This window comes from Duganella sp. SG902 (assembly GCF_013376005.1).
Lineage (GTDB): Bacteria > Pseudomonadota > Gammaproteobacteria > Burkholderiales > Burkholderiaceae_D > Rugamonas.
On sequence record NZ_JABMJK010000017.1, the window covers coordinates 1 to 18,603 of the forward strand.

Here is an 18,603-nt window from a genome sequence, read left to right on the forward strand (position 1 = left end):
CGACTACGGGTATACGCCCGTTAACCAATACCTGCAACACCTTCAGGCTTATTCAAGCAAATTTATTCCGGACAGCAGTGCGCGCAGGCGGGAATGACGGCTCTCAACTTAGCGGCATTAGCGGCATTAGGGTCACGGCATTAGGGTCAGGTCCTCCATTTCTACACGAGCCCAGCAGTAGGCATGCCTACTGCTGGGCTCGTGTAGAAATGGAGGACCTGACCCCGGATCTTTTACGCCAGCAGCTCCACGTAGCGCGCGATATCGACGTTGCCGCCGCTGAGGATGATGCCCACCCGCTTGCCCTGCAGTTGGTCTTTCATGGCGCGCGCGGCGGCTAGTCCCAGGCAGCCGGTCGGTTCCACCACCATCTTCATGCGCTCGGCAAAGAAGCGCATTTCGGCACGCAGCTGTTCATCGCTGGCCGTCAAAATATCATTCACATCGCGTTGGATGATCGGGAAGGTCAGATTGCCCAGATGCTGGGTCTGCGCGCCATCCGCGATCGTCTTGGGCGTATCGATGTGCACGATGCGGCCGCTGCGGAACGACTGCTGGCCATCGTTGCCGGCCTCCGGCTCGACCCCGTACACCCGCGCCGACGGCGATAACGCACGCGTCGCCAGCGCCGTCCCGCTCAACAGCCCGCCACCGCCCAAGGGCGCGAACACGTAATCCAGCGCCCCCACTTCCTCGAACAACTCCTTGGCCGCCGTGCCCTGCCCAGCAATCACGTCCGGGTGGTCGTACGGCGGAATCAAGGTCAGGCCATGTTTCGCCGCCAGCTCGCGGCCGATCTGCTCGCGGTCTTCCTTGTAGCGGTCATAAATCACCACCTGCGCACCATATCCCTTGGTCGCGGCCACCTTGGCCGTCGGCGCATCATGCGGCATGACGATGGTGGCCGGCACGCCCAGCAGCCTGGCCGACAAGGCGATCGCCTGCGCATGGTTCCCCGACGAGAACGCCACCACGCCCGCCTTGCGCTGCTCGGGCGTGAACCTGGCCAGCGCGTTGTAGCCGCCGCGGAATTTGAACGCGCCCATGCGCTGCAGATTCTCGCATTTGAAGAACACCTCGGCGCCCAGCGCCTCGTTGACGGTCCGCGAGGTTTTGACCGGCGTCGCATGCGCCACGCCGGCGATGCGTTCGGAGGCCGCAACCACGTCGGCAAAGGTTGGGAGTGTCAGTTCGCTCATGTTGTAGGTCCTGTGGTGATTAGCGCGCGTCGTTGTACACGGTGGCGCGGGATACGTTGAGATAGGCGGCGACGATGTCCATCGCCCGCCGCACCTCGCTGAGGCCGGATTCTTTGAGTTCGCGCATCAAGGCCTTGCGCTCGTCCGCCTTCAGGGCGCGCGGCGTGGTGCCGAGGCGGGCCGCAAACTGATCGATGCGCAGACGGATCGCATCCGCTCCGCTGGGTCCCATGGTTTCGCTGACGGCCGCCGCCGTGTCGACGCTGCCGAATTGCGTCAGCATGGTGTTCAGGCTGCGGAACACGGTCAGGTCGACATTCAGGCATAGCGCCGCCACGTACCTGCCGCTGCTGTCCTTGATGCCGATCGAGGTGCTCTTGGCCAGCCGGCCATCGGGGAAGGTATTGGGGTAGTTGGCGATGACCTGCTCGAAGGCCGGATCGGCGGCACGCGCCAATCCCAGCTCGGTGGCGGGCGCGCCAACGCTGCGGCCGGACAGATTATTGTGGATGGCCAGGATGGCGTGTTCCGGCTCGGTCAGGTCGTGCAACACCACTTCGCAGAACGGCGCCAAGGTTTTGCCCAAGCCGTCTGCAACGTGTTGCAACTGTTCAAGCAGATTTTGATGTTCAGATGTTTTTCGCATCTGAACATATTATCTTATTTTAGACTTTTTGTGTAAATCATGGTCCGGGCTTGCGTTCTTGCTGGTTTTCTCTGGGTTCGCTTTGCATGACGCCAGGGCTATCGGACTGCCGGCTATCCGAACTATTGCCGCCCAGCGCGGGCGCGGGCTTGCGCTGCGGCCCATGTGGACGCCCCGGCGTGCCGCCCTTGTCAACGCCTTGCCCGCTGGTCGCGCCTTCTGTACCAGAGCGGCTGCCGGCAATGCCGTCCACGGCGCCCGGGCCACCGATAGATTGATCGTGATGTGTGCTCATGGCTCTATCCTCCTTGGTCCCATCATAGAAAATCCCGACGAGCACGGCATCAGCCCGCATCGCTTTTCACTGTAGGATTTTGGACGATATGCTCTAGTTTCGCGCCGCTGCAGGTTCGTATAATCAGCGGACAACGATAACTTTTGGAGACAAACATGAAATTCCTCGCATTCATCGCCGCAGCAGCCTTGACCATGTCACCGGCGTTTGCCGACAACACCTCGCCCGCCGGCCTGTGGAAGAACATTGACGATGAGACTGGCAAACCGAAAGCCTTGATCCGCATTACCGAAAACAACGGCGTGCTGACTGGCCAGATCGAAAAGCTGTTCCGCGAAGCCAACGAAGACCAGAACCCGAAATGCGACAAGTGCGAAGGCGCGCGCAAGGACCAGCCCATCGTCGGCATGACGATCCTGTCCAACCTGAAGAAAGACGGTGATGAATACGCCGGCGGCGAAATCCTCGACCCCAACAACGGCAAGGTCTACAAGAGCAAGCTGCGCCTGGCCGACGGCGGCAAGAAGTTGAACGTGCGCGGCTACATCGGCGTGCCGATGCTGGGCCGCTCGCAAACCTGGGTGCGCCAGGACTGAGGCTGCCTAGTTACGCTGTATCTTGTGGCCGACGCCGCTGATCTGCTGCTGCGGCTCGCCAGTAGAGCGCCAATTGACGGTTTGCTGGACGCCGGCCACCACCATCACAGCCTTCGGCGCCAGGGTCAGCGCCACCTTGTTTTCCGCGCCGTTCATTTCCAGGCTGGCGCAGACGCCGGTCAGCGTAATGTTGTGCTGGGTGCCGTCGATGGTCACACGCCGGCCCTCGCACGGAAAGGTGCGCACATAGCCGTTGCCGGAGATGGCGATCTGGTCCTTGTCGACAATGACTTCCCCCACCGCCTCGTTGGCCATGGCGCCGTGCGCGGACAGGCCCAGGACACCTGCCAATGCGATCGTTCGGAATGCGAGCATGCTGTCTCCCTCGTCTGGTTAAGTTTCAGCCATTGTAGGAATTTACGGTAGAGTCAGGCGCACGCATGCCCCGGTGTCAGGGACGCAGCCCGCGCCCGGTGGCGGTCCAGTAGATGCCGCCCATCAGGTGCGACAGGTACTGCGGGTCCTTGTACATATTGCCGTCGTGACCGAGAGCGGTGACAAACACACGGCCCTTCCCGGCGTAGTGATACCAGCTCAGCGGATGGTCCTTGCCCATGCCATACGATACCTGCCCCGGCCAGATCTTGGTCGGGTCGTAGCTGCTCTCGTCGACGTTCAGCACCGGGTTGATCTTGATCTTGTACGGATCGTCAAACACATAGAATTCGTCGCTCCAGATCCAGTGATCCGGCAGGCCGAAGGTGGCGGGGAATTTTTTATCGACCACATCCACCACGCCGGTCTGCAGCATCGGATGGTTGCCGGTGCGGCGGCCGATCAGCTTTTCGCACCACGGCCAGGTGTTGGGCGGAATGATCAGCGAGCGGTGCACCAGCATGGCGTTGCCGCCGGCCTGCATGTACTCCTCGAACTTCTTGCGGCGTGCTTCGTTCAGTTCTTCCGGCGGCGTGTTCAGGAACATCACGGCGGCGTATTGTTTGAGGTCGCCGTCGAAGACTTCCGGCTTGTTGGTGTAAGTCATCTCGAACGCATGCAGCTTGCCGAGCCGCTCAAAACTCTCACGCGCGATCGGAATGTATTCGTAGTGGTACTTGCTCGGCATGGCCAGCACCAGGATCTTGTACTGCGTGTCGGCCCAGGCGTTCGACGCCAGCAACAACCCGGCCATGGCGGCCAGCACGGTTTTCTTCATCGGTCTCCTCCATTAAAAGTTAGCGCTAACATTTTTGTCATAGTCTAACCCAAGGTGATACGATTTGGTCAAATGAAAATAATTCTCAACTTCGTCGGTATCGTGGCGGTCATTCTGGGCGTGCTGGGCATTTTCCTGCCGTTGCTGCCGACCACGCCTTTCCTGTTGCTGGCCTCGGCCTGCTTCGCGCGCGCCTCGCCGCGCATGCACAACTGGCTACGCACCAACCGCGTGTTCGGCAAGTACCTGCGCGATTATGAGAACGGCCGCGGCATCCCGCTGCGCGGCAAGGTGTGGATACTGATTTTCATGTGGGGCTCGATGAGCTACTCGATCTGGCGCACCGATCACCTTTGGGTGCGCCTGCTGATCATCACGGTGGGCGCCTGCGTCACCATCTACCTCACGCGCTTCGTGCCGACCATGCGTATTCCGCCAGCCCCTGCTGACGCCGAATGATGTTCATCAGCGTGCGCAGCGCCGGGTGCTTGTGGCGGCGGCTGCTGTAGTACATGTGGAAGGGCGCGCCTTTGGCCGCGTGCTCGGCCAGCACAATGCGCAGGCTGCCCTGCTCCAGTTCGTCGGCGATGCGCTGTTCCAGCAGGTAAGCCAGGCCCATGCCGGCCTTGGCGGCGGCGATGGTGGTGGCGGTGTCGTTGATGGTGATCGCGCCCGGCACGCGCAGCCGCCGGCCGCGACTGAGTTCCCATTTATAGCTGGAGTTATCGCCCAGCAGCAGTTGCAGACAGGTGTGCTGTGCCAGATCGTCCGGATGCTTTAATGGCGCATGCGCAGCGAGATACGACGGCGCGGCGGCGATCACCCAGCGCTGCGTTTTGCTGAGCGGCACGGCGATCATGTCTTCCGGCACGTAATGGCCGTAGCGGATGCCGGCGTCATAGCCTTCCGCGACGATATCGATCGGGCGGTCTTCCACCACCACGGTCAGCCGCACCTGCGGGCACTGGCGCGCGAATTCCGGCAGCGCCGGCGCGATCAGCAGATGCGCCGCGTCGGAAAACACGTTGAGGCGCAGTTCGCCAAAACGGCCGCTGCCCGGCGCATCCAGTCCGGCCAGCGCGTCGCCAATCTTGTCGAAGCCTTCCTCGATGCGCTGCGCCAGTTCGCGGCCGACATCGGTGGGCGAGACGGCGCGGCTGGTACGATTGAGCAGCTTGGTCGCCAGCCTTTCCTCCAACCGGCGCATGGCGTGGCTGACCGCCGACGGCGTCAGGCCCAGCTGAATGGCCGCGCCCTTGAAGCTGCCGCTGCGCATGATGGTGAGGAAAACCCTGAGGTCGCCAAGGTCAACGCGATCGAATATGGACATGAATATGGCTCAATCTGACGATGAATCGTGCTCAACCTCAAATCCTACCATGCGGTGCTATAACTGCTGTCTTTGGAAAAGGACAAACTCATGAAGCAGAGAACATTCGGACGTACCGGCAGCACTGTATCGGAAATTGGCTTTGGCGCCTGGGCCATCGGCGGCGCCTGGGGCGACGTGAGCAAGGACGACGCCAAGGCGGCGCTGCACGCCGCGCTGGATTCCGGCGTGACCTTCATCGACACCGCCGACGTGTACGGCGACGGCCGCTCGGAACAGTTGATCGCGGAAGTGCTGAAGGAGCGCGGCGGCGACAAACCGTACGTCGCCACCAAGCTCGGCCGCCGCCTGTCGCCGCACGTGGCGGAGGGCTATAGCAAGCAGAACCTGACTTCCTTCGTTGAGCGCTCGCTGGCCAACCTGCAGACCGATTGCCTGGACCTGGTGCAGCTGCACTGCCCACCGCCGGCGGTCTACTACCAGCAGGAAGTGTTCGGCTACATGGACGACCTGATGAAGGCCGGCAAAATCCGCCACTACGGCGTATCGGTGGAAAAGGTGGAGGAAGCGCTGAAGGCCATTGAATATCCGAACGTGCAATCGATCCAGATCATCTACAACATTTTCCGCCAGCGCCCTGCCTCGCTGTTTTTCGCGGAGGCGAAAAAGCGCCAGGTCGGCGTGATCGCGCGCGTGCCGCTGTCATCCGGTCTGCTGACCGGCAAGATGACCGCCAACACCGCCTTCGCAGCCGATGACCACCGCGCCTTCAACCGCAACGGCGAAGCCTTCGACAAGGGCGAAACCTTCTCCGGCGTGCCGTATGACGTGGCGCTGGAGGTGGTGGAGGAAATCCGCAAGCTGGTGCCGGCCGGCGCCACCATGGCCGAATTCGCGCTGCGCTGGATTCTCATGGAGGATGCTGTCAGCACCGTGATTCCGGGTGCGCGCAACGCGGCGCAGGCGCAAGCCAACAGCCGCGCCAGCGCACTGCCGGCCCTGTCGGCGGACACCATGGACGCGCTGCGCGAGCTGTACCGCAACCGCATCGCTCAGTACGTCCACCACAGCTGGTAATCAGCTGGCCTGCTTGGTCGGCATCACCACCACCTGCTGCAGGTTGACGTGCTTGGGCTGGTCGGCCAGGAAGCCGACCACTTCGGCCACGTCCCGCGGTTGCAGGAAGTCCATGGTTTGCGCCGCGCCGGCGAACCAGTCCTTGGCGCCCTGGAAGGTCCAGTGGCCTTGCAGTTCGGTTTCGGTGATGCCGGGTTCGATCAGAGACACGCGGATATTCTTCGGCCCCAGTTCGGCGCGCAGGTGGCGGCTCAGGTGGCTGACGTACGCCTTGGTGCCGCTGTACACCGCGAAGTATGGATAGATGTTCTGCGCCGCGATCGACGAGGTGTTCACCAGATCCACCAGCGCGCCCTGCTCGGCGCTTTTGACCAGCTGCGGTACGAAGGCCGAGATCACGCGCATCACGCCTGTGACGTTGAGATCGATCTGGTGTTCCCAAGCGTTCATCTCACGCGCCTCGACCGCGCCCGGCAGCATCACGCCCGCATTGTTGAAGACCAGGTTGGCCGGGCCGTAAGCCTGCTCCACCGCCGCCGCAGCGGCATCGACCGAGGCCTGATCGGTGACATCCACAGCCAGGGCAAGCGCTTCACCGCCGGCGGCGCGGATCTCGCTTACCGCTTGCTCCAGCACGTCCTTGCGACGCGCCAGCAAGGCGACCTTGGCGCCGCGTGCGGCCAGCAGTTTGGCGGTAGCGAGGCCGATGCCGCTAGAAGCACCGGTAATGACAGCAACACGATTTTGCATGGTAGTTCTCCTGTTGGGTTGAAAGACAGGTGAACTATAGGCCCGCCACCACAACCAAAGTAGTGGCTAAACGCCGTTTCAATAGCAACTAAAAGTTGATATAAAACTGCTCGCTGTTCAGCAGGCGTTCGACAGCGAAATCGATGAAGCGGCGCACGCGTGCAGGCATGTCGGTGCGCTGCGGAAAGTAGAGGTAGAAGCCCATGCGCGCGCTGACAAACTCCGTCAGCACCGGCTTCAGCTTGCCGGCGCGGATGGCGGCGCTGGCGTTGATGCTGTCGATCTGGCCGATGCCCATGCCGGACAGCACGGCGTGCATTTCGGTGTCCGGGTCGTTGCTGAGCAGGACGGGCTGGACGTGGTGGAACACGGTGCCGCCATCGATCTCGAATTCCCACGCCATCGGCTTGCCGCTGCCCGGCTGGCGGTAGGCGGTGCAGCGGTGCGATGCCAGATCCACCAGCGTGCGCGGCGTGCCGTGGCGCTTCAGATACGCCGGCGTGGCGCAGACGATTTGCTGCACCGGGAACAGACGGCGGCTGACGATTTGCGCGTCGGGCGGATTGCCGCCCCGAAAACCGACATCGATGCGATCGTGCACCAGGTCGGCAAAGCCATCCTCCTGGATCAGGTCGATCTGAATGTTGGGATACTGCTGCTGAAACTCCGCCAGCAGCGGCATCAGCACGCGGCGGCCGATGGAGCCGGATGCGGCAACCCGTATCAATCCTTCGTCCTCGCGCGCGGCGTTGCGCGCACGGGCCAGCGCGCCGACCACGCCATCCAGACCGGGCTTGATGGATTCCAGCAAGCGCTGGCCCTCCTCCGTCAACGAACTGTTGCGGGTGGTGCGATGGAACAAGCGCACGCCAAGGTGCTGCTCGAACTGTCGGATGGTCTTGCTGACCGCCTGCGGCGTAGTGCCCTGCGCTTCCGCGACCTTGTTGAAACTGCCCAGTTCGGCAGCGCGGATAAAGGTCGAGATGGCGCGCAGCTCATCCATGTTTGCGCTTGGCCAGATGGCGGTCCAGGCTGTTGGCGAAATGCTGACGGTCGGCCTGGCTAAAGGCGGCCGGCCCGCCGGTATCGACACCGCTGCCGCGCAATTCGTCCATGAAAGCGCGCATGGTCAGCATTTGGGCGATATTGTCGTTGGTGTAGAACTCGCCACGCGGATTCAACGCGTGGCCGCCCTTTTTCAGCACGTCGGACGCCAGCGGAATATCGCCGGTGACGACCAGGTCGCCCGGTTCCAGCAGGCGCACGATTTCCTTGTCGGCCACGTCGGCGCCGGACGGCACTTGCACCGCCCGGATGAAGCGCGATGGCGGCACGCGCAGCAACTGATTGGCCACCAGCGTGACCTGCATCTGCACGCGATCGGCCACGCGGTAGAGAATGTCCTTGATAACGGCCGGACAGGCGTCCGCGTCGACCCAGATCTGCATTACAGATCGCTCCACAACTCGCCGTTCGGATTCGTGCGCGGCGGGTTGACGCCGAAGTGCTTATAGGCGGCAGGCGTGGCCACGCGGCCGCGCGGCGTGCGCTGCAGGAAGCCTTGCTGGATCAGGTAGGGTTCCAGCACATCCTCGATGGTGTCGGCGGCTTCGCCGATCGCCGCCGCCAGATTGCCGATGCCGACCGGGCCGCCGCCGAATTTGTACAGCACCGCTTCCAGCAGCTTGCGGTCCATGACGTCGAAGCCGACGGTGTCGACATCCAGCATCACCAGCGCGGCATCGGCCACGGACTTGGTGATTTCGCCATTGCTCTTCACTTCCGCGTAATCGCGCACGCGGCGTAGCAGGCGGTTGGCGATACGGGGCGTGCCGCGTGCGCGGCGGGCGATCTCGTGCGCGCCTTCCTGGTCGATATGCGCTTTCAGCAAAGCGGCGCTGCGCGTCACGATCTGCGTCAGTTCGGTGGTGTTGTAGAACTCAAGGCGGGCGACGATGCCGAAGCGGTCGCGCAGCGGGTTGGTCAGCATGCCGGCGCGCGTGGTGGCGCCGACCAGCGTGAATGGCTGCAGATCCAGCTTGACCGAGCGCGCGGCCGGGCCTTCACCGATCATGATGTCGATCTGGTAGTCCTCCAGCGCCGGGTACAGAATCTCCTCCACCACCGGCGACAGGCGGTGGATTTCGTCAATGAACAGGACGTCGTTGGCTTCCAGGTTGGTCAGGATGGCGGCCAGGTCGCCCGGACGCTCCAGCACCGGGCCGGAGGTCTGGCGCAGGTTGACGCCCATCTCGCGCGCGATGATGTTGGCCAGCGTGGTTTTACCGAGGCCCGGCGGGCCGAACAGCAGGGTGTGATCCAGCGCCTCGCTGCGCTTGCGGGCGGCGGAGATGAAAATCTCCAGCTGGTCGCGGATCTTGGCCTGCCCGACATATTCATCGAGGTGCTTGGGACGCAGCGCGCGTTCGATCGCCTCTTCGTTGGGAGAGGACGGCGCCGCATCGATGATGCGCTGCTCGGTAAAATTGTCGGTCTGTATGCTCATACAGTTATTTTACCCTGCCTCGGCCATCAACTGGCCGGCGTTACTGGATGCCGAGGCAGATGTACTTCACCACCAGGTAATCGTCGATGCCATACTTCGAGCCCTCGCGGCCGATGCCGGACTGCTTGACCCCGCCGAATGGCGCCGCTTCGGTCGAGATAATGCCGGTGTTGACGCCGACCATGCCGCATTCCAGCGCCTCCGCCACGCGCCACACGCGGCCGATATCACGCGAATAGAAATAGCTAGCGAGGCCGAATTCGGTGGCATTGGCTTGCTGGATCACCTCGGCTTCGGTGTGGAAACGGAACAACGGCGCCAGCGGGCCGAAGGTTTCTTCCGTGGCCACCTGCATCTCCTGGGTGACGTCGGCCAGCACGGTCGGCTGGAAGAACGAGCCGCCCAGCGCATGGCGCGCGCCGCCGGTGATCAGCCTGGCGCCTTTGTCCAACGCGTCAGCAACGTGTGCTTCCACCTTGCGTACGGCCTTCTCGTCGATCAGCGGGCCTTGCGTGACGCCCGGCTCCATGCCGTTGCCAACCTTGAGTCCATTGACCGCGTCGGCCAGCTTGGCGGCGAAGGCATCGTACACGCCATCCTGCACGTAGATGCGGTTGGCGCAGACGCAGGTCTGGCCGGTATTGCGGAACTTGGACGCCAATGCGCCCTGCACCGCCGCATCCAGATCGGCATCGTCAAACACAATGAACGGCGCGTTGCCGCCCAATTCCAGCGAGATTTTCTTGACCGTCGGCGCGCACTGCTCCATCAGCAGCTTGCCGATGGCGGTGGAACCGGTGAAGCTCAGCTTGCGAACCACGGGATTGGCGCACAGTTCGCCGCCAATGGCGCGGGCGTCGCCGGTGACCACATTCAGCAAGCCATTCGGCAGGCCGGCGCGCAGGGCCAGCTCGGCCAGCGCCAGCGCCGTGAATGGCGTGGCCTCGGCCGGCTTGACCACGATCGGGCAACCGGCGGCCAGCGCCGGGCCGACCTTGCGGGTAATCATCGCCGCCGGGAAGTTCCATGGCGTGATGGCGGCGCACACGCCGATCGCCTCCTTGGTCACCACGATACGGCGGTCCTCCCATGGCGACGGCAAGGTGTCGCCGGCCACGCGCTTGGCTTCTTCGGCAAACCATTCGATAAAAGAGGCGGCGTAGGCGATTTCGCCGGTGGACTCGGCCAGCGGCTTGCCCTGCTCGGCGGTCATGATGGCGGCCAGGTCATCGGTATTGGCGATAATCAGGTCGAACCACTTGCGCAGCACCGTGCTGCGGGCCTTGCCGGTCCTGGCCTTCCAGCCGGCCCAGGCGCGGTCGGCGGCGGCGATGGCGCGTTGGGTGTCTTCGACGCCCATCTTGGGCACCGTGCCGATCAGAGCGCCCGTGGCCGGGTTCACCACCTCTAACGTGCGACCGTCCTGTGCGTCGCAGAAGACGCCGTCGATAAAGGCTTGCTGCTTGAGCAGGCTGCTGTCTTTCAATTGCATCTTGTCCTCCTTATCAGGCTGCAAATGACCAGCTTAGCGCGGAAAGCCATTTGGAGGCGCGCACGAATTCGGGGTCAGCTCTGACATTCGGACACGCACGCATAACCTTTGAGGAATCTCAATATGCGAAGGACGAGTTGTAACGAGGGCGGTCGTGCGATATCTTGAGGAAGATCAAACTTCGGCGCTGCGTGTCCGAATGTCAGAGCTGACCCCGAATTTTTAGCCTTTGGAGAGGGCTTTGAGGGCTTGTTTGATGCCGTCGGAGACGCTTGCCCCAGCCGGGACGGTCTTGAGCGCCAGCAGGGCTTCCTTGTCGGAGTAGCCCAGCGCCAGCAAGGCGTTCAGGATGTCGGATTGCGAGTCCGGTGCGGCGTGCGCACCGCCCGCGCCGATGTCCGCGCCCAGCTTGCCTTTCAGCTCGAGCAGCAAGCGTTCGGCGGTTTTTTTGCCGATGCCGGGGACTTTGACCAGACGGCCGGCTTCCTGCAGCGTCACCGCCTGCGCCAGGTCGGCAATCGACATGCCGGACAGGATCGACAGCGCCGTGCGCGCGCCCACGCCGGTAATTTTGATCAGCTGGCGGAACACGGCGCGCTCTTCGGCGTTGCCGAAGCCGTACAGCAGGTGCGCGTCCTCGCGGATGGCCTGGTGGGTGAACAGCACGACTTTTTCGCCCACGCCCGGCAGGTTGTAGAAGGTGCTCATCGAGACGTCGACCTCATAGCCCACACCACCAACGTCCACCAGCAGTTGCGGTGGATTTTTTTCAAGCAGAATCCCGGAGAGACGTCCGATCATTTATTTATACCTTTGAGAAGTTAGCCGACCAGGCGGCCGCGTTTGATGCGCAAGCCGGCCAGCGGGCCGTTCGCGGTCGCCTTGGTGCCGCCGGCAATCAGGGTCAGGGTTTCGCGGCTGTGCGCGTGACAGATGGCGATGCCCAGCGCGTCGGCCGCGTCGGTGCCCGGCAGGCCCGGCAGTTGCAGCAGGCGCGCGACCATGTCCTGCATCTGCGCTTTGACGGCGCGGCCGGTGCCAACCACGGCTTGTTTGATTTGGGTGGGGGAATATTCTGCCACGCTCAGCTCGGCCGTCACCAGCGCGCAGATCGCCGCGCCGCGCGCCTGCCCCAGCAGCAGGGTTGATTGCGGATTGACGTTGACGAAGACCTGCTCGATCGCCGCGCAGTCCGGCCCGTACGTGCGCGCCACCTCGCCCACGCCGTCGAGGATCACCTTGAGCCGCGTCGGCAGATCGCCCTCGCCGCTCTTGATGGTGCCCGAGGCGATGTAGCGCAGCTTGCCGCCCTGCTTTTGTATGACGCCAAAGCCGGTGGTGCGCAAGCCGGGGTCGATGCCGAGAATTATCATTAGGCGATTGTATGCAGTAAAGAAAAAGCCCGCAAGCAATGCGGGCTTTCCAGTGCCGAGTGCGGCTGCTAAAACGTGGTCGCAACGACGCCGCGGCCGCGTTTCAGCGACCGATTAGTGGCGGAAGTGGCGGGTGCCGGTGTAGACCATGACCACGCCGCGCTCGTCGGCGGCGTCGATCACTTCCTGGTCGCGCATCGAGCCGCCCGGATGGATCACGCAGGTCGCGCCCGCATCGACCACCACATCCAGGCCATCGCGGAACGGGAAGAACGCATCCGACGCCACCACCGAGTTCGCCAACGACAGGCCGGCATTCTGCGCCTTGATCGAGGCGATGCGCGCCGAGTCGATGCGGCTCATCTGGCCGGCGCCCACGCCCAGCGTCATGTTGTTGCCGCAGAAGACGATGGCGTTCGACTTCACGTACTTGGCCACGCGCCACGCGAACATCATGTCCTGCAGTTCCTGCTGGGTAGGCTGCTTCTTGCTGACCACGCGCACGTCGGCCAGCAGCACGTTTTTCGAGTCGGCCGACTGCACCAGCAGGCCGCCGCCCACGCGCTTGAAGTCCATGGCGTTGACGCCATCGCCCAGCGGGATTTCCAGCAGGCGCACGTTCTGCTTGGCCGACAGGATCTGCTTGGCTTCCGCGGTGAACGACGGTGCGATCAGCACTTCCACGAACAGCTTGGCCAGTTCAGTCGCCGCCGCCGCGTCCACTTCCACGTTGAAGGCGATGATGCCGCCGAACGCCGAGGTCGGATCGGTTTGCAGCGCGCGCTTGTAGGCATCGGCCGCGTTGGCGCCCAGCGCCACGCCGCATGGGTTGGCATGCTTGACGATCACGCAGGCCGCCGACTGGTCGAAGCCGCCCATGCTCTTCACGCATTCCCACGCCGCGTCGGCGTCAGCGATGTTATTGAACGACAGTTCCTTGCCTTGCAGCTGCTTGTAGTTGGCCAGCGCGCCCGGGGTGGCCGCGACGTCGCGGTAGAAGGCGGCCGACTGGTGCGGGTTCTCGCCGTAGCGCATGTCCTGCACTTTTTCAAACGCCACGTTCAGCTTGGCCGGGTAGGCGCTGCGGCTGCCGTGCGCGCGGGTCGCGTCCAGGCTGGTCAGGTAGTTGGCGATGGCGCCGTCATACTGCGCGGTGTGCGAGTAGACTTTGGTGGCCAGCGTGAAGCGGGTGTCATAGCTGACGTAGCCCGGGGCGTTGTCGGTGGTTTTCATTTCCGCCAGCACCACGCCGTAGTCGGCCGGGTCGCAGATCACCACCACGTCCTTGTGGTTCTTGGCGGCCGATCGCAGCATGGCCGGGCCGCCGATGTCGATGTTCTCGATGGCGTCGTCCAGCGTGCAGGTGTCCTTGGCCACTGTGGCCTGGAACGGGTACAGGTTGACCACCACCATGTCGATGGTCGGGATGTTGTGCTCTTCCAGCTTGGCCACGTGCTCCGGGAAGTCACGGCGGGCCAGGATGCCGCCGTGCACTTTCGGGTGCAGGGTCTTGACGCGGCCATCCAGCATCTCCGGGAAACCGGTGTAGTCGGCAACCTCGGTCACGGGCACGCCGTTGTCGGCCAGCAGTTTGGCGGTGCCGCCGGTCGACAGGATGTTGACGCCCATGGCGGACAGCGCGCGCGCGAAGTCCAGCACACCGGTTTTGTCGGATACGGAGATGAGAGCTTGTTTAATCATGGCTATGAAAAGACTAGGTGGTTGAATATTCGGTCGGCCGGCCAACAACAGCGGCCGTCCCCAGCCACTTCATTGCCGGATGGAACAGGCGCTTTTACAGCAGGCCGTGCTCTTGCAGTTTCTTGCGCAAGGTGTTGCGGTTGATGCCCAACATCTGCGCGGCGTGCGACTGGTTGCCGTCGGCACGGGTCATGACCACTTCCAGTATCGGTTTTTCAACGGTCAGCACTACCATGTCGTAGATGTTCGATGCCTGTTGCTCGCCCAGGTCGTTGAAGTATTCTTCGAGACTTTTCTGGACTACTTCCTGGATACTTTCTTTGCTCATTTTTTTATCGTTCGCTATGTAATCTGTTGAAGCTGGCGAATCGTCCCGGCTTGTGGCTGGAAACGTTTACCCTTCTGATAATGTGACTTTTTTAGTACGCTCTCGTGCCGTTCAGGCGGTCTGCAATTCTTCAGCGAGGCGGTATTGTAACCGTTCGCCGTAACTCCACTGCGATTCGAAGAATTGGTCAACGGCAAGCAATTGTTCCTCAGTGGATTCCAGCAAGTTCATGCGCTGTCGGAATTCCTCGCCGCCCTGCAGGTCGCGCACGTACCAGCCGATGTGCTTGCGGGCGGTGCGCACGCCGAGGTAGTCGCCGTAGAAGGCGTAGTGGGCGCGCAAATGTTCGTCCATCAGCGCGCGCACCTCGTCCACGTACGGGGCCGGCAGGTGCTTGCCGGTGCGCAGGTAGTGGTCGATCTCGCGGAAGATCCACGGTCGGCCCTGGGCGGCGCGTCCCACCATGACGGCGTCGGCGCCGGTGTAGTCCAGCACGTATCTGGCCTTTTCCGGCGAGGTGATGTCGCCGTTGGCCACCACGGGGATTGAAACCGATTTCTTTACGGCCGCGATGGTGTCGTACTCGGCGTCACCCTTGTAGCCGTCGGCGCGCGTGCGGCCATGCAGGGTCAGCATGGCGATGCCTGCGTCCTCGGCGATGCGCGCGATCTTCAGCGCGTTCTTGTTTTCGCGATCCCAGCCGGTGCGGAATTTCAGCGTGACCGGCACGTCCACCGCCCCCACCACCGCATCGACGATGCGCTTGACCAGTTCCTCGTCCTGCAACAGGGCCGAACCGCACCAGGCGTTGCAGACTTTCTTGACCGGGCAGCCCATGTTGATGTCGATGATCTGGGCGCCGCGCTCGACGTTGAAGCGGGCGCAGTCGGCCAGGTCTTGCGGGTCGGCGCCGGCGATCTGCACGGCTTTGGGCTCCATCTCGCCGGTATGGTCGGTGCGGCGCGAGCTCTTTTCCGTGGCCCACAGGCGCGGGTTGGAAGCCGCCATTTCAGACACCGCGTACCCCGCGCCCAGCTCCTTGCACAGCTGGCGGAAAGGACGATCCGTGACACCCGCCATGGGGGCGACGAAAACGTTGTTGCGCAGTAAATGAGGGCCGATTTGCACTGACAATACCTGAATGGGGTAAGAAGGAACCTTCTATTTTAACCGAAGGCCTGCTCAAATAATAAGCACTATTTTTTATGAATTCGGCAAATGTGCAGTCTTGCCGTTATGAGCGGGGAGGCTCAGATGACGTCGTCCATCGCCGCCAGGGCCAGGTGATCGACCTCGCCCCAGCTGTCCAGCAGCAGTTTGCCATCGGCGACGGTAAACCGGTTGATGCTGGCGTTTTTGACCTGGAAATCGCGCGGGCTGTCGAGCTGGATGCCGCGCGCGGCGCGGTAGGCGCACTCCAGCACGCCTCCGTGCGCCACCACGGCCACGGTCTGCCCTGGGTGGCGCTCAGCCACGGCATGCAGCCCTTTGATGGCGCGGTCGTAGAACTGGTGGAAGCTTTCCGCCACGCGCTCGCCGGCCGGCATCACGGCTTCGATATCGCGTGCCTGCCAGCGCGCGAAGTCGTCCGGGTACTGCTGCTGGATGTCCTGGTACAGCATGCCTTCGAACACGCCGTAGGCGCGTTCGCGCAGCCCCGGCTCGGTTTGCAGCCGCAGGCCGCTGTGCAGGCTGGCGACCGCCTGGGCGGTTTGCATGGCGCGCTGCAGATCGCTGGAGACGATGGCGTCCAGCTTCTCGGCGGCCAGCGCGCGTGCCAACGCATTGGCCTGGCGCTCGCCTTCCGCGTTCAGCGGGATGTCGATGTGGCCTTGCAGGCGGCGCACGGCGTTCCATGCCGTCTCGCCGTGGCGGATCAGCAAAATAGTGGTTGGATTCATGTTCTTGTATAAGCGCCTATCAGCTGCGCTTCATCGACGATATGGCCGTAAATAGCGTTCAACAGATCGGCGCCGGTGAAACCATCGGACAATTCCAGCCGCGCCACGTCCAGCGCGTAGATGCGAAAGATGTAATGGTGCGTCTGGCCCGGCGCCAGTGAGGGCGCATGATACCCGATGCCGCCGAAATCGTTGCGGCCCTGGCGCAGTTCGCCTTCTGGGGCGTCCGCAGCGATCGCCGCCAGCGCGGGTGGCAGATCGGCCACGCACCAGTGGAACACGTCCCCGCCGCCGGCCGGCGCGTCGGCGTCCATGCAGACCAGCGCCAGCGACGCTGTGCCGGCGGGCGCCTCGCTCCAGCTCAGCTGCGGGCTGCCAGCCGCCGGGATCGGGCCGTGCTCGCGGAAACTGTCGCTGGTGAGCTTCATCTTATTTCGCGTTGGTTTGCAGCCAGAAGGTGACCGGGCCGTCGTTGGTCAGCGATACCTTCATATCGGCGCCGAACTGGCCGGTCCGCACCGTCGCATGTTTCATGCGCGCCTGCTCGACGAAGTAATTAAACAGGCGCAAGCCATCGGAGGGCGCGGCGGCCGGCGTGAACGAGGGCCGCGTGCCGGACTTGGTGTCGGCCGCCAGCGTGAACTGCGGCACCAGCAGCAGGCCGCCCTGCGTATCGGTCACGCTGCGGTTCATCTTGCCGGCATCGTCGGCGAACACGCGGTAACCGAGCAGCTTGGTCAGCAGCGCGTCCGCTTCCTTTTCCGTATCGTTGCGCTCGGCGCACACCAGCACCATCAGGCCGGCGTCGATGGCGCCTATGGTAACGCCATCGACCACCACGCTGGCGCCGCTGACACGCTGCAGCAGCGCGATCATGCGGACAGCGTCACGCGCGCGAACTTGCGCTTGCCCACTTGCAGCACGAAGGTGCCGGCGTCCAGCTTCAGCGCCTTGTCGCTGATGACGGTGCCGTCCACGCGTACACCGCCCTGGTCGACCATGCGCATCGCTTCCGAGGTGGAGGCGCACAGGTTGGCCTGCTTCAGCAGTTGCGGGATGCCCAGCGGCGCGCCGCTCAGCGCGACTTCCGGGATGTCGTCCGGGATGCCGCCTTTCGAGCGGTTGACGAAGTCGGCCAGCGCATCTTCCGCCGCCTGCTGCGAGTGGAAGCGCGCCACGATCTCCTGGGCGATGGCGACCTTGGCGTCGCGCGGGTTGCGGCCGCCGGCCACTTCCGCCTTCAGCGCGGCCACGTCGGCGATCGAACGGAACGACAGCAGGTCGAAGTACTTCCACATCATCTCGTCCGAGATGCTCATGATCTTGGCGAACATGGTGTTGCCCGGCTCGGTGATGCCGATGTAGTTGTTCTTCGACTTGGACATTTTTTCAACGCCGTCCAAACCTTCCAGCAGCGGCATGGTCAAAATACACTGAGGCTCCTGACCGTAGTCCTTTTGCAGCTCGCGGCCGACCAGCAGGTTGAATTTCTGGTCGGTGCCGCCCAGCTCCAGGTCGGCCTTCAGGGCCACCGAGTCGTAACCCTGCATCAGCGGGTAGAGGAATTCGTGGACGGCGATCGGCGTGCCGTTTTTAAAGCGTTTGGTGAAGTCGTCGCGCTCCATCATGCGCGCCACGGTGTAGCGCGAGGCCAGCTGGATCATGCCGCGCGCGCCCAGCGGGTCGCACCATTCGGAGTTGTAGCGGATTTCCGTCTTGGCCGGGTCCAGCACCAGCGAGGCCTGCTTGAAGTAGGTCATGGCGTTTTGCTCGACCTGCTCCTTGGTCAGCGGCGGACGGGTCGCGTTGCGGCCCGACGGGTCGCCGATCATGGAGGTGAAGTCGCCGATCAGGAAGATCACCTGATGGCCGAGGTCCTGCAGCTGGCGCATCTTGTTCAGCACCACGGTGTGGCCGAGGTGCAGGTCGGGCGCGGTGGGATCCAGGCCCAGCTTGATGCGCAGCGGGACGCCGCTTTGTTCCGAGCGCGCCAGCTTCTGGGCGAACTCGCTTTCAATCAGCAACTCGTCGACACCGCGTTTGGTGATGGCGAGTGCCTCCTGAACGTTGTCGGATAACGGCAACGCTTTCGAGGGAGCCGGCGGTATCGAAGAAGAGGTAGTCATAATTTTTTTAGCGTATTTTTCAGAAAAAGGTAGGCAGCTTCAGGAGTTTGATATAATCCTCGATCGATCA

General features: G+C 63.1%; 23 protein-coding genes. 3 read left to right on the forward strand and 20 right to left on the reverse strand.

The features are described from left to right. Positions 1 to 233: 233 nt before the first annotated feature. The 3 genes from FHW83_RS25675 to FHW83_RS25685 are packed head-to-tail and all read right to left on the reverse strand — an operon-like array spanning position 234 to position 2,140. Complete coding sequence (locus FHW83_RS25675; protein ID WP_176649211.1) at positions 234 to 1,199, reverse strand: threo-3-hydroxy-L-aspartate ammonia-lyase; 966 nt, start codon at positions 1,197 to 1,199, stop codon at positions 234 to 236. Between the two features lie 19 nt (positions 1,200 to 1,218). After that, entirely contained in the window at positions 1,219 to 1,845 is a 627-nt protein-coding gene (locus tag FHW83_RS25680; protein ID WP_176649212.1) for a transcriptional regulator, read from the reverse strand. Positions 1,846 to 1,882: 37 nt separating this feature from the next. Further along, positions 1,883 to 2,140, reverse strand: coding sequence for a hypothetical protein (locus FHW83_RS25685; RefSeq protein ID WP_176649213.1), 258 nt, complete (start codon positions 2,138 to 2,140; stop codon positions 1,883 to 1,885). Positions 2,141 to 2,295: 155 nt separating this feature from the next. On the opposite strand from FHW83_RS25685, the gene FHW83_RS25690 reads away from it, so the two are divergent. Then, positions 2,296 to 2,736: a DUF2147 domain-containing protein gene (locus tag FHW83_RS25690; protein WP_176649214.1), complete on the forward strand. Its 441-nt coding sequence runs from the start codon at positions 2,296 to 2,298 to the stop codon at positions 2,734 to 2,736. A 6-nt stretch (positions 2,737 to 2,742) separates the two neighbouring features. On the opposite strand, the gene FHW83_RS25695 is transcribed toward FHW83_RS25690, so the two are convergent. Beyond that, positions 2,743 to 3,111, reverse strand: coding sequence for a DUF3060 domain-containing protein (locus FHW83_RS25695; RefSeq protein WP_176649215.1), 369 nt, complete (start codon positions 3,109 to 3,111; stop codon positions 2,743 to 2,745). A gap of 76 nt (positions 3,112 to 3,187) precedes the next feature. Then, entirely contained in the window at positions 3,188 to 3,949 is a 762-nt protein-coding gene (locus FHW83_RS25700) for a ThuA domain-containing protein (protein ID WP_176649216.1), read from the reverse strand. Between the two features lie 72 nt (positions 3,950 to 4,021). Between FHW83_RS25700 and FHW83_RS25705 the strand changes: the two genes are divergently transcribed. Next, entirely contained in the window at positions 4,022 to 4,408 is a 387-nt protein-coding gene (locus FHW83_RS25705; RefSeq protein ID WP_176649217.1) for a YbaN family protein, read from the forward strand. On the opposite strand, the gene FHW83_RS25710 is transcribed toward FHW83_RS25705, so the two are convergent. After that, entirely contained in the window at positions 4,353 to 5,279 is a 927-nt protein-coding gene (locus FHW83_RS25710) for a LysR family transcriptional regulator (RefSeq protein WP_176649218.1), read from the reverse strand. The genes FHW83_RS25705 and FHW83_RS25710 overlap by 56 nt on opposite strands. Positions 5,280 to 5,369: 90 nt before the next feature. Here FHW83_RS25710 and FHW83_RS25715 point away from each other — a divergent pair, with 90 nt between their 5' ends. Further along, positions 5,370 to 6,356: an aldo/keto reductase gene (locus tag FHW83_RS25715; protein WP_176649219.1), complete on the forward strand. Its 987-nt coding sequence runs from the start codon at positions 5,370 to 5,372 to the stop codon at positions 6,354 to 6,356. Here the strand turns inward: FHW83_RS25715 and FHW83_RS25720 are convergent, their stop codons facing one another. From FHW83_RS25720 to tyrS, 14 genes are all read right to left on the reverse strand, one after another. After that, positions 6,357 to 7,106 (reverse strand): SDR family oxidoreductase, encoded by a 750-nt coding sequence (locus FHW83_RS25720; protein ID WP_176649220.1) that lies wholly within the window; start codon positions 7,104 to 7,106, stop codon positions 6,357 to 6,359. 88 nt (positions 7,107 to 7,194) lie between these two features. Beyond that, entirely contained in the window at positions 7,195 to 8,109 is a 915-nt protein-coding gene (locus FHW83_RS25725; protein WP_176649221.1) for a LysR family transcriptional regulator, read from the reverse strand. Then, positions 8,102 to 8,554, reverse strand: a complete 453-nt coding sequence (locus FHW83_RS25730) for a YaiI/YqxD family protein (protein ID WP_176649222.1) — start codon at positions 8,552 to 8,554, stop codon at positions 8,102 to 8,104. Before FHW83_RS25730 ends, FHW83_RS25725 begins: the two co-directional genes overlap by 8 nt. Further along, the gene (gene ruvB, locus FHW83_RS25735; RefSeq protein ID WP_176649223.1) at positions 8,554 to 9,612 is read right to left on the reverse strand and encodes a Holliday junction branch migration DNA helicase RuvB; all 1,059 of its coding nucleotides are present in this window, start codon (positions 9,610 to 9,612) and stop codon (positions 8,554 to 8,556) included. The genes FHW83_RS25730 and ruvB overlap by 1 nt, the downstream gene beginning before the upstream one ends. Before the next feature lie 40 nt (positions 9,613 to 9,652). Then, the gene (locus tag FHW83_RS25740; protein ID WP_176649224.1) at positions 9,653 to 11,104 is read right to left on the reverse strand and encodes an NAD-dependent succinate-semialdehyde dehydrogenase; all 1,452 of its coding nucleotides are present in this window, start codon (positions 11,102 to 11,104) and stop codon (positions 9,653 to 9,655) included. Positions 11,105 to 11,326: 222 nt separating this feature from the next. After that, positions 11,327 to 11,905 (reverse strand): Holliday junction branch migration protein RuvA, encoded by a 579-nt coding sequence (gene ruvA, locus FHW83_RS25745; protein WP_155463745.1) that lies wholly within the window; start codon positions 11,903 to 11,905, stop codon positions 11,327 to 11,329. Positions 11,906 to 11,925: 20 nt separating this feature from the next. Next, positions 11,926 to 12,477, reverse strand: coding sequence for a crossover junction endodeoxyribonuclease RuvC (gene ruvC / locus FHW83_RS25750; RefSeq protein WP_176649225.1), 552 nt, complete (start codon positions 12,475 to 12,477; stop codon positions 11,926 to 11,928). A 114-nt stretch (positions 12,478 to 12,591) separates the two neighbouring features. Next, complete coding sequence (gene purH / locus FHW83_RS25755; RefSeq protein ID WP_176649226.1) at positions 12,592 to 14,178, reverse strand: bifunctional phosphoribosylaminoimidazolecarboxamide formyltransferase/IMP cyclohydrolase; 1,587 nt, start codon at positions 14,176 to 14,178, stop codon at positions 12,592 to 12,594. Between the two features lie 94 nt (positions 14,179 to 14,272). Continuing rightward, complete coding sequence (locus FHW83_RS25760; RefSeq protein WP_017877573.1) at positions 14,273 to 14,506, reverse strand: helix-turn-helix domain-containing protein; 234 nt, start codon at positions 14,504 to 14,506, stop codon at positions 14,273 to 14,275. Positions 14,507 to 14,617: 111 nt separating this feature from the next. Continuing rightward, positions 14,618 to 15,634 (reverse strand): tRNA dihydrouridine synthase DusB, encoded by a 1,017-nt coding sequence (gene dusB / locus FHW83_RS25765; RefSeq protein ID WP_176649227.1) that lies wholly within the window; start codon positions 15,632 to 15,634, stop codon positions 14,618 to 14,620. Between the two features lie 122 nt (positions 15,635 to 15,756). Continuing rightward, entirely contained in the window at positions 15,757 to 16,407 is a 651-nt protein-coding gene (locus tag FHW83_RS25770; RefSeq protein ID WP_176649228.1) for a histidine phosphatase family protein, read from the reverse strand. Next, positions 16,404 to 16,835 (reverse strand): YbhB/YbcL family Raf kinase inhibitor-like protein, encoded by a 432-nt coding sequence (locus FHW83_RS25775; RefSeq protein WP_176649229.1) that lies wholly within the window; start codon positions 16,833 to 16,835, stop codon positions 16,404 to 16,406. The genes FHW83_RS25770 and FHW83_RS25775 overlap by 4 nt, the downstream gene beginning before the upstream one ends. 1 nt (position 16,836) lies before the next feature. Then, entirely contained in the window at positions 16,837 to 17,283 is a 447-nt protein-coding gene (dtd, locus tag FHW83_RS25780) for a D-aminoacyl-tRNA deacylase (protein WP_176649230.1), read from the reverse strand. Next, the gene (gene tyrS / locus FHW83_RS25785; RefSeq protein WP_176649231.1) at positions 17,280 to 18,533 is read right to left on the reverse strand and encodes a tyrosine--tRNA ligase; all 1,254 of its coding nucleotides are present in this window, start codon (positions 18,531 to 18,533) and stop codon (positions 17,280 to 17,282) included. The genes dtd and tyrS overlap by 4 nt, the downstream gene beginning before the upstream one ends. Positions 18,534 to 18,603 lie beyond the last annotated feature (70 nt).